General features: G+C 40.5%; 5 protein-coding genes. All 5 read right to left on the bottom strand.

Annotated features, from left to right (window positions below; all coding sequences use genetic code 11):
* Positions 1 to 8: 8 nt before the first annotated feature.
* The 5 genes from UYC_RS0133085 to UYC_RS0133065 all read right to left on the bottom strand — a co-directional run bounded on the left by UYC_RS0133085 (position 9) and on the right by UYC_RS0133065 (position 19,402).
* On the bottom strand, positions 9 to 5,612 hold the full coding sequence (locus UYC_RS0133085) for a non-ribosomal peptide synthetase (RefSeq protein ID WP_016876676.1): 5,604 nt from the start codon (positions 5,610 to 5,612) through the stop codon (positions 9 to 11).
* A gap of 108 nt (positions 5,613 to 5,720) precedes the next feature.
* The gene (locus tag UYC_RS0133080) at positions 5,721 to 11,687 is read right to left on the bottom strand and encodes a type I polyketide synthase (RefSeq protein WP_016876675.1); all 5,967 of its coding nucleotides are present in this window, start codon (positions 11,685 to 11,687) and stop codon (positions 5,721 to 5,723) included.
* Positions 11,688 to 11,789: 102 nt separating this feature from the next.
* Positions 11,790 to 12,656, bottom strand: coding sequence for a TauD/TfdA family dioxygenase (locus tag UYC_RS0133075; RefSeq protein WP_016876674.1), 867 nt, complete (start codon positions 12,654 to 12,656; stop codon positions 11,790 to 11,792).
* A 50-nt stretch (positions 12,657 to 12,706) separates the two neighbouring features.
* Positions 12,707 to 13,996: a glycosyltransferase gene (locus UYC_RS0133070; protein ID WP_016876673.1), complete on the bottom strand. Its 1,290-nt coding sequence runs from the start codon at positions 13,994 to 13,996 to the stop codon at positions 12,707 to 12,709.
* Between the two features lie 69 nt (positions 13,997 to 14,065).
* Positions 14,066 to 19,402, bottom strand: a complete 5,337-nt coding sequence (locus UYC_RS0133065; protein ID WP_016876672.1) for a non-ribosomal peptide synthetase — start codon at positions 19,400 to 19,402, stop codon at positions 14,066 to 14,068.
* Positions 19,403 to 19,534 lie beyond the last annotated feature (132 nt).

Raw genomic sequence — 19,534 nt, 5'->3', positions numbered from 1 at the left:
ATTAATTTTTAGGGAGTATTTATATCTTTACCATTAGTCATTTCTCCCATTGCGACAACGATTTTACGCTGTCCAGTATAGGGATTTCTGCCGTGAGCAGCCAGCATATTATCTAGCATGATAATGTCGCCTTTTTGCCAAGGAAAGCTAGTTTGCGATCGCTGATATACTTCATTAATTTCGGCAATTTCGTTTTCTGTAATTGATGTACCGTCACCAAAGTAAACGTTACGGGGTAACTTTGCCTCACCAAATATAGATAGCAGTGATTCTTGTACTTCTGTATCTAAGTAAGAGATATGGTGTAATTGAATTTGGTTGAAAAATACAGGCTCACTAGTTTTGGGATGTACTGCTAAAGCTGGGCGAATTTGTCGAGTAACTAATCCATTATTATCATACCATTCAAAGTCAATTCCAGCTTGACGGCAGTAATTTTCTACTTCGTTTTTATCTGTACTTTGGAAGAAGTTCTGCCAACTAACATCTAAACCTTTAGCGAAATTTCTCACATACATTAACTGTTTGGTAGCTAGTTTTTCTCGCAATTGAGAACTAAGCAATTGATAAGCTTTTCGACAGTCTACAATCGGGGTTTCTCCACCTTCAGCAGCAGGTTGAACGCAGTAAAACCAAATTTTTAATGGGAAGCAATGTAAATGAGAGCTTTCATTATGGAAGAGAATTGCTTTATCTGCTGGGTAAGGTGTGGAACCATAAACTTTGCCACCTTCACCAGTGCGGGGTAAGTCACCATATTCAGCAAATAAATTGGGGCAAATTGTTTGAGCAAAATGTTCAAACTCTGAAACTGATTTTACATTAAAACCTCTGAATAAAATCGCTCCGTGTTGGCATAATTCTTTTTCAAGATATTCTCGATTATTTTCAGCCCAAGATATTAAATCAACTTCCGCACTATGAGGCTGAATCACAAGAGGAAATTTTTGTCCCTCTTGCAGATAATCTGTTTTAATTAATTGCTCTACTGACAGATTCACTGCTTTAGGAGCAATAGTCATAAATTTTTGTCTTTTAGCTGCTTTACGCTCCTGTTGTTGCATGGTTTGTTGTACCTTTTCTGTTTCTGTGAGTATTTCTAAGGTATTGATGCGGCTTTGAGGTTGGCTAAGAATGCTGTTGATTAATGTTTGCCAGTGATTTGTAAACCGAGTGATAGTATCAGCAGCAAATAAATCAGCGTTATATTGCCATTTACCTTCTATACCTTGCTCGGTTTCTGTGAGGAAGAGGGCTAAATCGAATCTGGACGTTTTGCTTTCTACTTCTAATAATTTTAAAGACAGTCCTGGTAATTCTAAGGCATAGTTTGGTGTATTTTGCAGGACAAATAACACCTGGAATAATGGAACTATGTTACTTAAATGACGCTCAGGTTGTAATTCTCGAACTAACTCATCAAAGGGTAAATCTTGATGGGCATAAGCTGCTAATGTCTGGGTGCGAACGCGTTGTAGTAATTCTAAGAAGGTGGGATTACCACTTACATCTGTACGTAAAACTAATAAGTTAATGAAGAAGCCAATTAAAGGCTCAACTTCTGCTTGATTGCGGTTGGCAACATCTGTACCGACAACAATATCATCTTGGTTGCAGTAACGTTGCAGTAAGATTTTAAAACTTGCCAGCAGTGTCATGAATAAGGTTACACCTGCTTGCTGAGAAAGCGATCGCACTTCTTGCACAACCGACGCAGGTATCAAAAATGTATGAGTAGCACCCCGCTTAGTTTTCACTTCTGCACGAGGGCGTATTGTGGGTAGTTGCAATACAGGTAAGTTTGCCAATTGCTGCTTCCAGTAGGTGAGTAAAGCTTCTCGTCTTTCACCTTGTAAGTATTGACGTTGCCAAACTGCAAAGTCTGCGTACTGGATGGGTAATACTGGTAATGGAGAAGGTTTACCAGCAGTAAAGGCGGTGTATAGCGTTACTAACTCTTGAATTAATACACCTGTTGACCACCCATCAAAAACGATATGGTGGATAGTGAATAGTAAGATGTATTCTTGTTCCCCTAGCTGTAAGAGTGTGCATCTAAGTAACGGCGCTTGGGTAAAATCAAAGGGAAGTTGGAATTCCTTCAGACTCAAATACTCAATTTCTGCTTCTTGTTCAGCTTGCGACAATTCCTGTAAGTTTACTACAGATATTTTTAGCTGCAAGTTGGGGACAATTACCTGTAAAGGTTGCTCATCAACTAAAACAAAGGTAGTACGTAAAACTTCGTGGCGACGGATAATTTCGTTAATGCTTTCTTCTAACGCCTCTATATTCAACTCACCTACAAGGCGAATTGCTGCGGGCATATTGTAAATATCGCTACCAGGATTTAGCTGTTCTAGTAACCATAATCTAGCTTGAGCGAAGGATAGAGGTAAATTTCCGTCACGGGGAACAGGTGTAATTGCAGAAACACCCTGATGACTGGCTTGTTGAATACTTTTAGCTAGTTCTGCAATGGTGGAAAATTCAAATAACTGCTGAAGTGATATATCCACCCCAAAGGTTTTGCGAATACGAGAAATAACTTGAGTTGCTAATAAAGAATGTCCACCTAGTTCAAAGAAATTGTCGTGAATACTAACTTGAGAAACGCCTAAAACTTGAGTCCAAATTCCGGCTAATACCTCTTCTACTGGATGACGGGGAGCAACAAAATTACTTATTTCTAATTGATTATTTTCTGGTGCGGGTAAAGCACGACGGTTGATTTTACCATTAGGAGTCAAGGGTAGAGAATCTAAGATGACAAAAGCACTGGGTACCATGTATTCAGGCAGTTTTTGCCGCAAATACTGACGCAGTTCGTTACTAGCGGCGTTTTCAGCAACTACATAAGCAACTAGACGCTGATTTCCAGGTATATCTTCCCGTACCGTCACCACACATTGACGCACTGCGGGATACTGTTCTAACACCGCTTCAATTTCGCCTAATTCAATCCGGAACCCTCGGAGTTTAACTTGATAGTCAATGCGTCCTAAATATTCAATTTCTCCATTGGGAGAATAACGGGCTAAATCGCCAGTTTTATAAATTTTGGATGTTGGGTATAGTCCAGTAAATTCTTTTCCTTCTGACTTTTGCTTACTGCCTACTGCCTTCCAGAATGGGTTAGGAATGAATTTTTCTTGCGTTAATTCCGGCTGATTAAAGTAACCCCGTGCTAACCCCGCGCCACCAATATACAGTTCTCCAGCAACGCCTATGGGTACTGGTTGCAAAGATTTATCCAAGATATAGATTTGGGTATTAGCTATGGGACGACCGATAGGAACTATAGCTTCACGCTCATCTACTTGATGAATTGTAGACCAAATAGTGGTTTCTGTAGGGCCGTATAAATTCCATACATTAGCAGCCCTTTGACGTAACTGTGAGGCTAAGTTGTGGGGTAAGGCTTCACCACCACAGAGAATCCTGAGTTGGGCATTTCCTTCCCAGCCTGCATCTAACAACATTCGCCAGGTTGCAGGAGTAGCTTGCATTACGCTCGCAGCAGAATTATTCAGTTGTTGTAATAACTGTGCGCCGTCGGTTGCAACTTCCCGACTGACTAAAGTTAATTTAGCTCCTGTTGTTAAGGGAAGAAAAATTTCTAAAACCGCAATATCAAAAGATAGGGTAGTGACTGACAGCAGATTGTCTGTATTTGTTAACTGCAACTTCTGCTGCATCGCGGTAAGGAAATTTACGACACTGCGATGGGTAATTTGTACACCTTTGGGATTCCCTGTAGAACCGGAAGTATAAATTGTGTAACTCAGATTTTCTGGTTCAACATTGCTGCCAAGCGTAGTTTTGGATTGCGTGGCGATGTTTTGCCAGTCGCTATCCAGACAGATAACTTGGGCTTGGTGTGCGGGAAGGGAGGGTAATAAATGTTGCTGGGTTAATAAAACGGAAATTTGTGAGTCTTCCAGCATGAACGCCAAGCGCTCTTGAGGAAATGTAGGATCTAGTGGTATGTATGCACCACCTGCTTTTAAAATTGCCAAAAGAGCAATAATTATTTCTAAGCTTCGCTCTACACAAATCCCTACCAATACTTCTGGCTTTATTCCCAGTTGTTGCAGGTAGTGGGCGAGTTGATTGGCTCTTTGATTAAGTTCTTTATAGGTTAAATATTCATGCTCAAAGACTACAGCAACAGCATCAGGGGTTTTCTCAACTTGTGCTTCAAATAGTTGATGAATACATTGGTCTTGGGGATAATCAAATTGTGTATTATTCCACTCTTCTAATAACTGATAACGCTCTGTAGGTGTCAGTAATGGTAATTCACCAATACTTTGTTGAGGATTTGCCACCATACTTAATAGTAAGGTCTGTAAATGCCCCAACATCCGAGCAATTGTATCATGCTCAAAGCGGTGGCGATCGCAGAAAATTTCTAGCGATAATTCTGCATCTACTTGTACTGAGATATTAAGGGGATAGTGAGGATGAATAACACTATTAATATTAAATATTTTGAGATTATCTATTGGTTGTTGTAAGGAAGAATTGAGCGGGTAATTCTGAAAGTTAAATATAGTCTCAAATAAAGGCTGTCCAGCCGGAATATCACTCCACTTTTGAATTTCTATAAGTGGGGTATATTCGTATTGACGAACTTCATTTTGCTGTGTTTGTAATTGCTTGAGCCAAGGAATGAGAAATTTTTGCGGATTTAAACTTATTCTAACGGGCAAAGTGTTGATAAACACTCCGATCATTGATTCTACACCCGCTAATGTAGTTGGACGACCAGATACAACCCCGCCAAAAATAATATCATTCTCACCACTATAACGGCTGAGGAGAATCGCCCATGCTCCTTGCAATATGGTATTTAGTGTTAGTTGTTGTTGCCGAGCTAAAGACTGTAAAGCGGCTGTTTCCGTATTTGTTAAGCGCAATATTTGCGTATTATAATTCTTATTTTCACTAACATGACTACCAATATTTTGACCTACTCCTAAAGAAGCAACTGTGTTAAAACCTTTGAGATATTGCTTCCAAAAAATCTCTGCTTTTGATAAGTCTTGCTTTTGTAGCCAAGCTATATAGTCTCGATAAGGACGAGGTTTTTGTAACTGTATATCTTGACCTTGGCTTAATGCTTGGTAATAAGTAAATACTTCTTGAAGTAGTAAAGAAGAAGACCAACCATCTAATAATAAGTGATGATGAGTCCAAATAAATTTGTAGTGTTTTTCAGCTAACTGCAGTAGTGTTAAGCGCATCAGTGGCGCTTGAGAAATTTCAAAACCCTGTTCTCTTTGGGCTACTAAACAAGTCTCAATGTGCTTTTGCTGTTCAATAAATTCTAATCTGGACAAATCTTGTTGCTGCCAAGGTAGTTTTACTTGTTTATGCACTACCTGCACAGGTTCTTTGATTCCCTCCCAAATAAAAGAGGTTCGCAAAATTGGATGTCTTTCAACTAACCTCTGCCATGCTTGTTGAAAGAAAGAGATATGGAAATTTCCCTGAATATTACAGCTTAACTGCTCAACATATACTCCTGAGTTTGGGGCATAAATAGTATGGAAAAGTATGCCCTGCTGCATGGGTGATAATGGATAGAAAAATTCGATATTTTTCATACTATTACAATAATTCAGATAGAAAATTTTTAAACTTTGCGAACTTTGCGTTTTTTGTGGTTCATTGCTTTAATCAACATAATTAATCCCAGGAATTTTAAAAATGATTTAACTGGTAACTTTACTAATAGCTGTCAAAATATTGTCAATATCGTCTTGACTCCATTGACTAGATTCAAATTCAGCAAAGTCTGAAGTTGTGTAGTTTGGCGCTGAAGAAGGCTGACTGTCAGTGACTAGAGAAAGTAAAGCAGTTCTAAAATCTTGAGCTAACCTCTCGACTGTTTCTTGGCGATGTATATTTTGGCTGTAAATCCAATCTACTTGGAGTTGGTTTTGAACTATCAACGCATTAATTTCTATGAGATGGCTGCGTTGACAGCGTAAACTGCGAGATAAACCACTAGATTTTGGCGATAACTTGAATAAAGAAGACTCAGGTATAGTTTGCTCGTAGTTACCAAGGTAAAGGAAAAGTACCTCTGCTTGTTCTAGCGAACGCAATTTTTCAGTAATAATTTCATCGCCACACAAGTAGCGCAAAACACCATACCCTAAACCTTGATTCGGGAAACTACGGAGTTGCTCTTTTACCTGCTTTAAGATTTCCCCAGTTTGTTCAGTCTCCCTAATCTCCAATAGCATGGGGGCAATATTGGTAAACCAGCCTACTGTACGGGACAAATCAATATCATCGAAGATTACATCTCTGCCATTTCCCTCTAAGTCAACTAAAAGTGAATGCTCTCCAGTCCATTTACTAAATGCTTGTGTTAAAGCCGCAAGTAGCACATCATCAGTTTGAACTCGATAAGTTGCAGCAATATCTTCCTGTAATGCCTGTGTTTCTTCCACACTCAAGGTTACAGAAATAGTCTGAGCAGACGCTACAGTATTAACACCATCTGGATCATCTACTGGCAACGGTGATACCCACTCACGCTCGGCTGCTAACCAATAAACCTGTTCTCTTTGTAATTCAATCGACTGGGCGTATTCCATTAACCGCAAAGCCCACTGTTTGAATGAAGTTGTCTTCGGCTGTAGCTTAATTGCTTTGCCTTGGCTTAGTTGTTGATATGCAATCTCCAAATCTTCCAGCAAAATTCGCCAAGAACCAACATCAATGGCTAAATGGTGAATCGCCAACAGTATCCGACTTGGTTGATGGGTTCCAAAATCAAAGCAAGCAACCCGCACAATCGGGCCAGAAGTAAGATTTAGACTCGCTTGTATCTCTTTAACAGCTGCCTCAAACGCCTGTTCTTGCTGCTGTGGTGACAATCCTGACAAATCTACTCGTTCAAACGGTACAACCTCCTCAGGACTAGTATTTACCTGCTGCCAACCCGATGCTTCTTCTCTAAAACGCAGACGCAAGGCATCATGATGAATCAGTAAATGTTGAACCGCTTGTTCCAAGAGTACTGGATCAAGAGACTGTCTCACCTCTAGCAAAACAGTTTGATTCCAGTGGTGTGCATCAACTAAATTTTGCTCAAAAAACCAGTGCTGAATTGGTGTTAAGGGCAGTTCCCCTTCCACTAATCCCTGTTCGCTCAAAACTGTCTGCGTTCTGCCTGCTATTTCTGCTAATTGTGCAATAGTTGGGTATTCAAACAAATGTTGATTAGTAAACCGCAGCCCTGCTTTGTTGGCTCTAGCAGTAATCTGAATACTGAGAAGCGAATCACCGCCTAACTCTAAAAAGTTATCTTCAATACCTACCTGCTCAATCCCCAAAATTTCTTGCCAGATATTAGCAATGGTTTGCTCTATTTCATTTCTAGGAGCAATATAACTATTCTGTAAGTATGGTCTAGAATGTAGTGCTGGTGAATTGGTGTGAGCGACAACTTCTGAAGGCTTAATCCACTGTTCGATTCTGGCTTGTAAATCAGTTGTTGAGACAACTATCTGATTGACTTTATTTAAAGATAATACGCGTCGAAATACCTCAACACCTTCTTGGTTATTCATGAACAATTCAGTGGAAATTTCTGGTTTCGTCGCCAATTCTGTAACTAATTGACTAGTTAACCAGTTATCCCAATTTACACTCAGCCAAGGTGTAGAGTTCGTCTGGTTATGTTTATAAACAAAGGCATCGGTGAAGTGATGGGCTGCTGGATAAGCCGCCATGCCCAATGCACCTAAAATAGATGATAAGGAAGATATCAGGACACAGAAATCAAGCTCTATTCCTTGTAATGCTGTTTCTAAAACAAACAGTCCATGACCATTAGCTCTTAGTTGTTGTTCGCATTCACTGCTAGTTATTTCTTGAACTGTTCTAAACAGCTTAATTCCAGCAGCATGAATAACGCCATGTATCTGGCCAAAGTGGGCTACAGCCTCAGTAATAGCAGCTTGCATTTGGGCTGCATTAGCTACATCAGCAGTCAGAGTTAAAATATCTGCACCGAGTTGTTTTAGTTCCTGTAATTTCCTGATTTTACTGCTGAATTTATCGTGTTCGTCATGAGTTGCCAGCCACTGCTCCCATTCATCTGTGGTAGGGAAAGCCGAAGAACCAATCAGTACTAGTTTTGCTTTTACTGTCTGAGCTAAATACTCAGCAATTTCCAGACCAATACCACCTAAACCACCAGTAATGAGATATACTCCTTCTTGGCGCAACTTGGGCGGTTTGTCGTTATCTAGTTGTAGTGGTTCATAAGTCTGCACCCAGCGATGATGTCCACGATAGGCGATCGCACTCTCAAATTCTTTAGCATTTAATTCGTCTAGAAGTTGCTCTAATAGTTGACTTTCGGCAACAGTTCCAGCCTGAGGAAGCACAATATCAATACTGCGACAGGAAATATTTGCATACTCTTGGGCGATCGTTTTACACATTCCCAAAACAGTAGCTTTCTCTGGAGATAATTTTTCCAAACCTGTCACGTCGTATATATCATTGGTGACAACCAAGATATCTACTGGTTGAGTAATATTTTGTTTGCTCAAAGACTGTGCCAGAAATAACAAGCTATAGAAACCTGCGTTTTGGCAATTGTCAAAATACTCAATTCCCGATTTTGTCTGTTCAGTAGGTGTGATACTCCATAAATGAGCAAACACGTCTGGAATTTGCCCTAAAAATTGCAACTCTTCGATTAAAGCATCATAATCATCAGACTGGTTGGGATTGATGCTGTATTCCCTTTCACTCAGTCTGCTAAACTTTTCTCCCTGCCAGACAGTAATAACATTGTTACCCTCACTTTCTAAGTGTTTAGCTATTTGTGAACCGACTTGACAAGTATCAGCAAATACCAACACCTGTTTTTCAGATTTCACAGGTTGGGGTGCAATTGCTTGTTTCCAAACTGGTAGATAAAACCAGTCGGCTACATCGGGCTTTTTCTTATTAATAGCAAGAGAATCACTAGATTTTTTTTGGGGTTCTATCCAGTAACGTTGACGTTCAAAAGGATACGTTGGTAGAGGGATGCGAACGCGCTGCTCAGAAGTATAAAAACTAGACCAATCGACTGAAACTCCGAAAAACCACAGACGACCGAGTGTATTTAGCAAAAATGCTACATCTGCTTGTTCTTCTTTGGGATGTCGTAAAGAAGACAGTATCGCTTGCTGAGTTACTCCTGCTTGTTGTTTGACAAAGGTACACAAAGTCCGCCCCGCCCCTACTTCTAAGAGAATCCGGTTTGGCTCTTGCAGTAACACAGAGATCCCATCTGCAAACCGCACTGTATGCCGTAAATGGCTTGCCCAGTAATGCGGATCTATAGCTTCTTGTGCAGAAATCCAAGTTCCGGTGAGATTGGAGATAAAGGGAATTTGCGGACGATTTAATGTAACTTTCTTCACCTCTGCAATAAATGCCTGCAAAATTGGCTCCATCATTTGGGAATGGAAAGCATGGGAAGTTTGCAGGCGACGGCATTCTATCCCTTGCGCGATTAGTTGCTCAGACAGTGCATCTATAGAAGCATGGCTTCCTGACACTACGCAAGAAGAAGGAGCATTACTAGCAGCTAAAGATAAATTCTCATTGAGCAGGGATTTAACCTCTGCTTCCGAGAGAGGAATTGATAGCATACTCCCGCCTGGCAATTGCTGCATTAGTCGCCCCCGCATAGCCACAAGAGTTAATGCGTCTTCTAGGGACATAACACCAGCAAGACAAGCAGCTACATATTCCCCAATGCTATGACCAATCATCGCACTAACAGAAATGCCCCAGGACATCCACAACTGAGCCAAGGCATACTCGATGACAAATAATGCTGGCTGGGCTAGGGATGTTTGTTTGAGTTGTTCTTGTGCAGTTTCTGTGTCTGACTCTTGGGGATAGATGACTGAACGTAAATCTAGATTCAATAATGGTTGAAGTATCAAACAGCAGCGATCTACATATTCACGAAAGATTGGCTCTGTTTGATAGAGTTCTTTACCCATGTTGACATACTGACTACCTTGCCCAGGAAACATAAAGGTAATCGGGCGCTCTGATGGTTCTTGGTAGTGGGTGAAAACTCGTTGAGATGCTCTATTTTGCAAGGCATTGATTGCATCTTGAATATCCTGGCACACCAAGATGCGACGATGATTAAACTCTCTACGCCCTACTTGCAAGGTATAAGCAACATCCGCTAGATTGAGCTTTGGATGCTGCACCAGATGTTGAGCCAAATTATCGGTAGCAGTTTCTAATGCAGATTCAGTCTTAGCCGAGAAGACTAACAGATGATATTTTCTCCTCTGCCCCCCTGCCCCCCTGCACCCCTGCTCTGTCATGGGGGCTTCTTCTAAAACAACATGAGCATTAGTTCCCCCCATTCCCAATGAACTAACGCCAGCACGACGCGGAGATAGTTCTTGTTTCCATTGGGTTAGTTTTGTATTGACGTAAAAAGGACTATTGTCAAAATCAATCTGGGGGTTGGGTTGTTCAAAATTCAGGCTGGGTGGTATTTGTTGATGTTTTAGGGCTAAAGCCGTCTTGATTAATCCTGTGACTCCGGCGGCTGCATCGAGATGCCCGATATTTGTTTTGACAGAACCGATCGCACAAAAACCTTTTTTGTCTGTACTGGAGCGAAAAACTTTGGTTAAGGCTGCAATTTCAATCGGATCGCCCAAAGTAGTGCCAGTACCATGAGCCTCTATATAGCTGATTGTTTCCGGTTCAACTCCTGCTAACATGATGGCTTCGGCGATCGCTTCTGCTTGCCCATCGACACTAGGGGCTGTATAACCAACTTTCAGCGAACCGTCGTTGTTAATTGCCCAACCTTTAATCACCGCATAGATATTATCTCCATCAGCGATCGCATCCTCTAGCCGTTTGAGCAGAACAACTCCCACGCCATTACCAACAGTTGTTCCTTGCGCTTTGGCATCAAAAGCCCGGCAATGCCCATCAGGAGATAAAGTTCCTCCAGGTTGATATAAATAACCCGTTTTTTGGGGAACTCGAATCGAAACTCCTCCTGCCAAAGCCATATCACATTGATAATTAATTAAACTTTGGCAAGCAAGAGTAATTGCTACTAATGAGGTGGAACAAGCTGTTTGAACAGTCAGACTTGGCCCGGTTAAATTTAATTTGTAAGAGACACGAGTAGACAGAAAATCTTTATCATTGCCAATTAATTTTTGATAAGACTGTGCAGAACCAACTTGGTCACTATTTAAATCAAAAGATAAATAATTATTTAAACTAGCACCGGCATAAACTCCGATCCGGCTTACACATCTATTAGAGTCATAACCGGCACTTTCCAGCGCTTCCCAAGCACATTCTAAAAACAGGCGGTGTTGTGGATCTGTTATTTCCGCTTCTTTAGGATTAAAGTCAAAAAAAGCAGCATCAAATAAATCAATATCTTCTAAAACACCGCTTGCTTTGACATAGTTACTATCATCTAAACAAATAGAATCAACACCTGCTGATAATATTTCTTCATCTGTAAGCTGAGAAATAGATTCGATTCCCGCTTGCAAATTCTGCCAAAATTCTGCAATATTATTGGCTCCAGGGAAACGTCCTGAGATACCAATAATTGCGATTCCGTCCATTGATGTGTCAGATTCTGTACTACCCATTTTCTCTCACTTGGGTAAAATAAGAGTTTTTGTTTTATGCAGGATTTTTTGACTCACGCAGAGGCGCAGAGGCACAGAGGGAGTTGGTAATGAAAAAACTCGCTATTTCAGGTAACTTAGTAGTGAATAAATTCGCCTTTTTGTATCAGTGAATGACCGACGACCATGCAAAAATCTAGAATTATCAATCATTACTAAATCGCCTGCTTGCCAGGGTATCACCTCAGTTAACTTATTCATCACTTGCTGAATTTGGTTAATAACTGTTGCCGGAATCGGCGAATCATCTGCAAAGGTGACAACTCCTCTAGGATTTTTGTACTCGGCAATTAAGCTATTAGCAAATGCATCTTGATGGCCGTATTTTGTTTTAACTACAGCTGAACAAACATATTCTATAGAAACAGATTGGTCATCATTTATTTTGTAGCTTAATCCGGGAATACCGTTAAGAGTGCGTTTGACATCAGCGAGAGTAGCACCTACTCCTAGAAAACGCTTCCAATCAGCAGCAGGAAATTTTTGGCAGAATTTAATTTTTTTAGCAATCAATAACTGTCGTAATTCTTGATCCAATTCTTCCCATACTCGCACTCCATCCCAAAATAAAGTTTCACCACCTTGAGAAGCTGGTACACCACAGCAAAACCAAATTACATCGGGACGAAAAGGAGAGTTAGCATTCTCACAATGAGGGCTAACATAGTGCATCCCTGGATCTACTAAAGTGACAAATTTGTTGCGTGGATCAACTATTGGTCTGTCTTTGTCTAAAACAAATCTGGAACTGAATTTTTCGGCAAATACCTTCATCTGTTCATAGTTAACACCAAAACCTCGAAATAATAAAATACCAAATGACTTAAAGTAATCTAAAGTCTCTTGAACAGGCAGTTGCAAAATATTTTGAGAAGTTTGGTTAAGAATCAGTTTTGCACTATTATTTGATAATAAGCCAACTTCAGACATATATTTAACCTTGATTTTGATATTTTATATACTTGTTATAAATCTTATTTTTAATAAGAGTTTAGATAAGAATTAAAAACTTCAACTGCATATTTTACACCATTCTCTGCTTGAATTTGTTTAGCCATATCAGTTGCTTTTGCTTGCATATTCTTGTCATTAATGACAGTTGTAATAGCTGCTGCTAAAGTTGTGGCTGACAGTTCCTTTCTGTGGATTGGTGGCAATCCTAAACCTAACTCCGCTGCTCGATTTGCCCAGAGAAAATTGTCATAATTGTTGGGGATAATAATAGAAGGAACCCCGGCACTTAAAGCATAAGCGTTTGTACCGCATCCGCCATGATGTACTACTGCTGACATCCGGGGAAACAGCCACTCAAAAGGCACCCATTCAATTTGAAAAATGTTATCTGGTAAATCGATCTGATTGCTAACATCTTCGTCCTTAAGTAAGATACCTCTGTGCCCAGAAATTGCTAGTGCTTCCAAAACTATCTGCCTTACATATTGTGGTTCCCAACCACCTTTGGAGGTGAAACCGATATAAACTGGTGGAGGGCCAGAAGCCAGAAATTTGATCAGATCAACTGGCGGCTGCCAAGTTTCAACAGGATCGAGAAACCAGTAGCCAGTGATATGTGTCCAATCTGGCCAATCTGTTGGTTTTGGCAAAAAAGCAGAACTATAACCATATAAGAATGGCAGTTTTTGTTGGTTCATTCGTTTTAGTGGATAGGAAAAGAGTGAAATCGGCGGTAAATTCAACATTTCCTGTCGCCACTGATTGATAGGCTGCCGAGTATATTGCCAAAATAATTGATGAAAGAAAATATGGCTGAACCAATTGTAAGTAGAACCCAAACCCAAACTACTTGGCGTGAAGTGGTTTGGAAAAGCACGTGTTGGGTGCATTGGTACTACACTTGCTACACAACTTGGAATACCTAGTTTCTCAACAACATCATAGGCAGGAAAAGCGGAAGGTGAAAAAATTATTGCTTCAGAGCCTTTGCAAACATCATAGATGATAGGCAAAAAGCTATCTTTGAAAGGTATAAGTATCCGATTAAAAAAGCGTGAAATTACAAATGGATTTTGATGACAACCACAACCATAGTCTATAGATAAGGCTTCAAAATCTGGAAAAATTGAGTAATCAATATCCCACGTTTTGCAATCTAAAGGTTTGAATTTAATCCCTCTTTGAGTAATGAGTTCTTGAAAATCCGGTGTAGTTACAAACTGCACTACATGACCATTCCGTTGCAATTCTAAAGCAAATGCCACATAAGGCAAAACATCACCGTATGAACCCCATGTTAGAAGAGTAATGTTCATGATTATTGTAAAGTTCCTTGATATAAAAATGCTTTTACCAGCTCGTGATGTTGTATTACTTTTTAGTTATTATTTAATCTTTCTCCTTTGCTGAATAAAAGTTTTTTGTCTACTTACAGCTTTTCTTTGCTTTTGAATGCGGTGATTTAGAGATTCAAAAGTAGATGTTTCTCTTGCATTTGGGTTTATATGCTTCGCCAAAGATTTAATAGTTGGGTTCTGAAACATTTCTACAACTGAAATGTCACAGTGCAGAACTTCTCTTAGCTTGTTATTAACTTGAACCATTAATAATGAATTGCCACCCAATTCAAAAAAGTTGTCATTTACGCCTACTTTTTCTAGGTGCAATATTTCTAACCAAATTTTGGCGATCGCTCTTTCTACTTCAGAGTTTGGTGCTTCATAAACCTCTTTTAAATCAGGGCGTTGAATGTCTGTCGCAGGTAAGGCACTACGGTCTATTTTACCATTGGGTGTTAATGGTAATTTATCTAATTTAATAAAGGCAGAAGGCACCATATAATCAGGTAGCTTTTCTTTGAGATAATCGCGTAATTCATGTACAGAAAATGTAGTTTGTGAATGAGTAACTACATAAGCTACCAAGCGATGATTTTTTGGTATATCTTCTCTATTTACTACTACTGTTTCTCGGACTTGTGGGTGTTGTCCTAATACTGCTTCAATTTCTCCTAGTTCAATGCGAAAACCCCGAATTTTAACTTGGTGGTCAATTCTTCCTAAATACTCAATATTTCCATCGGGACGATAGCGTGCTAAATCACCTGTTTTGTACAAATACTTTCCTAATTCAAAGGGGCTAGAAATAAACTTTTCTTTGGTCAATTCAGGTTTATTTAAATAGCCCCTAGCTAATCCTAAACCACCAATATGTAACTCACCACCTACACCAATGGGAACGGGCTGTAAATGCTTATCTAAGATATATATCTGTGTATTGGCAATTGGACGACCAATAGGAACTATTTTATCATGACTATTGGGTTGACAAGACCAAAAAGTTACGTCAATTGCCGCTTCTGTTGGGCCGTAAAGGTTGTGTAACTCGGCGTTTAATCGTTCAAAGAAGCGTTGTTGTAAGTCAGAAGGTAGCGCCTCACCACTACAAATTACTCGTTTAATACTACCACATTTCTCTAGTTCTTTTTCTTCTAGAAACACTTGCAACATTGAGGGAACAAAGTGCAGTGTAGTAATTTTTTCTTGGGTAATTAGTTGAACTAGATACCTACTATCTTGATGTCCACCTGGTTTAGCTAAAACTAAACTTGCACCCGTAAATAACGGCCAGAAAAATTCCCAAACTGAGACATCAAAACTGAAGGGTGTTTTCTGTAAAACTTTGTCGGTTGCTGTGAGTTGATAGGTATCTTGCATCCACAATAAGCGATTACACAAGCCCTTGTGAGTGTTCATCGCACCCTTGGGCTTTCCTGTAGAACCGGAAGTGTAAATTACATACGCTAGGTTTTCTGGTGTAACTTCACTAATTGGGTTTTCAGGGCTGTAAACAGCAAACTGTTGACATTCACTGTCTGTACAAACAACTTGCGCTTGATGAGTTGGTATTTTTTCAACTAAATGTGGTTGTACGAGCAGTACCGACACTTGAGCATCCGCCAACATGAATGCTAAACGCTCATTTGGATAAGTGGGATCTAAAGGTACATAAGCACCACCTGCTTTGATAATTGCCAATATCCCAATTACCATCTCTAGAGAGCGTTGCATACAGATGCCAACCAATACTTCTGGTTTCACATCTAGAGTTTTGAGATAATGGGCGAGTTTGTTAGCGCGCTCGTTTAACTCTCGGTAGGTAAGTTTTTGATTGTCAAAGATGAGAGCGATCGCATCTGGCGTGCGTTCTACTTGCTGCTCAAATAGTTGGTGTATGCACAGGTTTTGCGGATAGTTTTTCTGAGTATTATTCCATTCAACTAGTAGCTGATGTCTTTCAAATTCTGTTAACAACGGCAATTCTGCTATCCCAATATTGGGATAGCAGACTATACCTTGTAGTAGTGTCTGGAAATGCCCCAGCATCCGATGAATGGTATCGGCATTAAACAAATCTGTGTTGTACTCCAGCGTTGCGACTAATCCTTGCTCTGTATCTTCCATAAACACAGTTAAATCGAACTTAGCCGAGCCGTTATCACCTTCAGCGAAAGTTAGAGAAATATCTGATAGTTGTGGAGTTGGTAGTGGAACATTCTGGAGAACAAACATTACCTGAAACAACGGATGATGGCTCAAATCCCGTTCCGGCTGTAATTCCTCTACTAACTGCTCGAAAGGTAAATCTTGATGAACATAAGCTTCTAAAGCTGTAGATTTCACCCGTGAGAGTAATTCTCTAAAACTGGGTTGTTCAGATAAATCTGTACGCAATACTAAAACATTGACAAATAATCCGATCAATGGTTCAGTTTTGATCGCATTACGGTTAGCAACTGGCGAACCCACTAAGATATCTGTTTGCCCTGTGTAGCGATACAGTAATGTTTTGAACGCCGCCAGCAGAGTCATAAATAGAGTTGCGCCTTCCTGCTGGCTTAGGTGCTTTAACGCTTCTGTGAGGGTTTTTGGTAAAGATAGTTGAACTTTAGCACCATTGAAGGTTTGTACAGGCGATCGCGGATAGTCGCAAGGTAAATCCAATATAGGCAGCTTACCCGCCAACTTTTGTTTCCAGTAGGTAAGAAGGGTTTGGATGCGCTCTGGTTGTAAGTACTGTCGTTGCCAATAGGCAAAATCTATATACTGAATGGGTAGCTCAGGAAGTGGCGAAGGTTCCCCATTGACAAATGCCTCATACAATGCAGCCAATTCTCGAATGAATACCCCAACAGACCAGCCATCTGCAATTATATGGTGGAAGGTAATCAGCAACTTGTATTCATTATCTGTCAAGCGTAGTAGTAAACCACGCAATAACGATTGACAGGACAAATCAAACTGATGTTGAGCTAATTCTGTTGTGAGACATTGTGCTGCAACTGCAATATCGTCCTTTGATAACTCCCGCAAATCTTCAATTAACAAGTTGAAGTTAACAGTAGGATCAATCACCTGAACAGGTTGTTCATTGGCGATCGCAAACTTTGTTCGTAAGATTTCGTGCCGTCTGATAATTTCATTCAGGCTTTGCGTCAGTGCAGCAATATTTAGCTGTCCTGTGAGATTAATAATAGTAGGAATGTTATAGGCAGGAGTGTTAGGAGCTAGCTGATGAATAAACCAAAGTCCCTGTTGAGCAAAAGATAGAGGATGAAAGTCGCTGCTGCTTTCGACTTTAGCTAGGGGTACGGATACTAGATCGCCTGCTGCTGTAATTTCAGCCAGTATTTTTGTTGCTAACTGTTTGATACTAAAACCTTCAAAGAATTCTACTATCGATACAGCTATTTCTAGGTGATTTTCAATTCGGTTTTTTAACTCAAAAACTCTTAATGAATCTAATCCCAAGCTACTTAAAGGCTGCTTGAGATCGATTTGCGAGGGTGTAATTTTCAACACTCGCGCGACTTGCTCAAGTAGATATGACTCTAACAGTGGGAGAGCCTCGTGCGGGGTAAACGCCAAGAGAGTCTTGCGATCGAGATTAATATTCTTTTCAGTTTCTACAAAATTAATACTTTCGGTGATACTGCTGCTGATTACTTCTAGTTCACCAGCCAGAAACTCTGCTTTGGTAGCACGACGTTGAATTTTTCCACTAGAAGTCTTGGGAATAGTACCTGGCTTAATCAGAACCACCCCATAAACTTGTACTTCATGTTCTTCTGCTACTGCTTGACGAATTGCAGCCGTAACTTCCTCTAAATTCGGTTTGGCGCGAAACTCTAACTCTTGTACTACTACCAGTTGTTCTTCATGATTCACTTCTATACAAAAGGCTGCATTACTACCAGTTCGCAAAGAAGAATGGCTACGTTCTGCAGTGAGTTCGATATCTTGCGGATAAAGGTTGCGACCGCGGATAATAATTAAATCCTTGGCTCTACCAGTAATAAAGACTTCTCCATTATCTAAAAAGCCTAAATCACCGGTACGGAGAAAAGGCCCTTCACCCGTGTCTTTGAAGAAGGCATAGAAAGTTTCTTCTGTTTGGGCTGGGCGATTCCAATAGCCTTTGCCAACACTAAACCCAGATACCCAGATTTCCCCTACTTCTCCAGGCTGGCAGCGAGTTAAAGTTTCTGGATTGGCAATGACAATCTGCTGCTGTGGTACACTTCGACCACACCCAACTAATGTAATTGAATTCTCGCGATCGCCAGTTGCCTCAACAACATGATTGCTTTCTAATGCAACTTTTTGTAATTTTTTTGTTGTTGGTAAAGCAGCCTTAACACTACCAGAAACCATCAAAGTTGCTTCTGCCATGCCGTAGCAAGGATAAAAGGCTTCTGGGCGAAAACCACATTCAGCAAAGGTAGAGGCAAAACGCTCCAAGGTTTCCTGGCGAATTGGTTCAGCGCCATTAAAAGCCACACTCCAACTGCTTAAATCTAGAGTTGAGCGTTGTTCGGGGGTAATTTTTTCAATACACAGTTCATAGGCAAAGTTGGGAGCGCCACTAGTAGTTCCTCTATAACGGGAAATTGCCTGCAACCAACGGTAGGGGCGTTGGAGGAAAGCAGCTGGCGGCATCATAATACAAGGAAAACCACCGTACAAAGGTTGTAGTACACCGCCAATCAGTCCCATGTCATGATAGACAGGGAGCCAAGTTACAAACTTGCTACTTGAAGAATGTTCCATGTATTGGCGAGTCACGGCAGCATTATGGAGCAGGTTGCCATGAGTTAGCATTACACCTTTGGGTGTGCCAGTAGAACCAGAAGTGTATTGCAAAAACGCCAGAGTTTCTGTATTGATGAAAGGCTCTTGCCAAGCTTCTTCTATCTGAGGGGTGAGATTATCGGTAGCGAGCCAAGGAATATTATCTATATCAAATTTCTCAGCCAGTAAAGATTGCACTTGAGACAAGATGGCAGTTGTTGTCAGGATTACCGCCGCTTGTGCATCTTGTAAAATCGCCAAAATTCTGGGGGTGTTACGTCGGTTGCGTGGAGGATAAGCTGGAACTGCTACCACCCCAGCATACAGACAACCAAAGAAAGCAGGTAAGTAATCTATTCCAGGTGGGTAAAGCAGTAGGGCGCGTTCTCCACTTAAACCTAAGATTTGGAGTTGAGCAGCGATCGCTCTACTACGTCGATCTAATTCTTGATAGGTTAGAGTCGCCTGTTGTGCTTCTCCATCGTGCAGAAAAGTAAAAGCTTCGATGTTTGCTTGTTCTACTGACCTATAACGCAGCAGTTCCACTACAGTAGAACATTTATCGACAATTTCTTCTAAATCGTTAAACATCTTGAGTCATTGCACTTTCAAAACATGCACACACAAAAATTCTGGGTTCTCAAGCCTTAGCGCTTTCTCTTAGAAGCTAGACAAAGGTTAATGGCTTTTTGCTATCAAATCTAGTTTATTGCCATTTAGTTG

It is taken from the genome of Chlorogloeopsis fritschii PCC 6912, from assembly GCF_000317285.1.
Taxonomy (GTDB): Bacteria; Cyanobacteriota; Cyanobacteriia; order Cyanobacteriales; family Nostocaceae; genus Chlorogloeopsis; species Chlorogloeopsis fritschii.
Note: the sequence above shows the minus strand (reverse complement) of the source record. Positions and strands in the feature narration are given on the sequence as shown.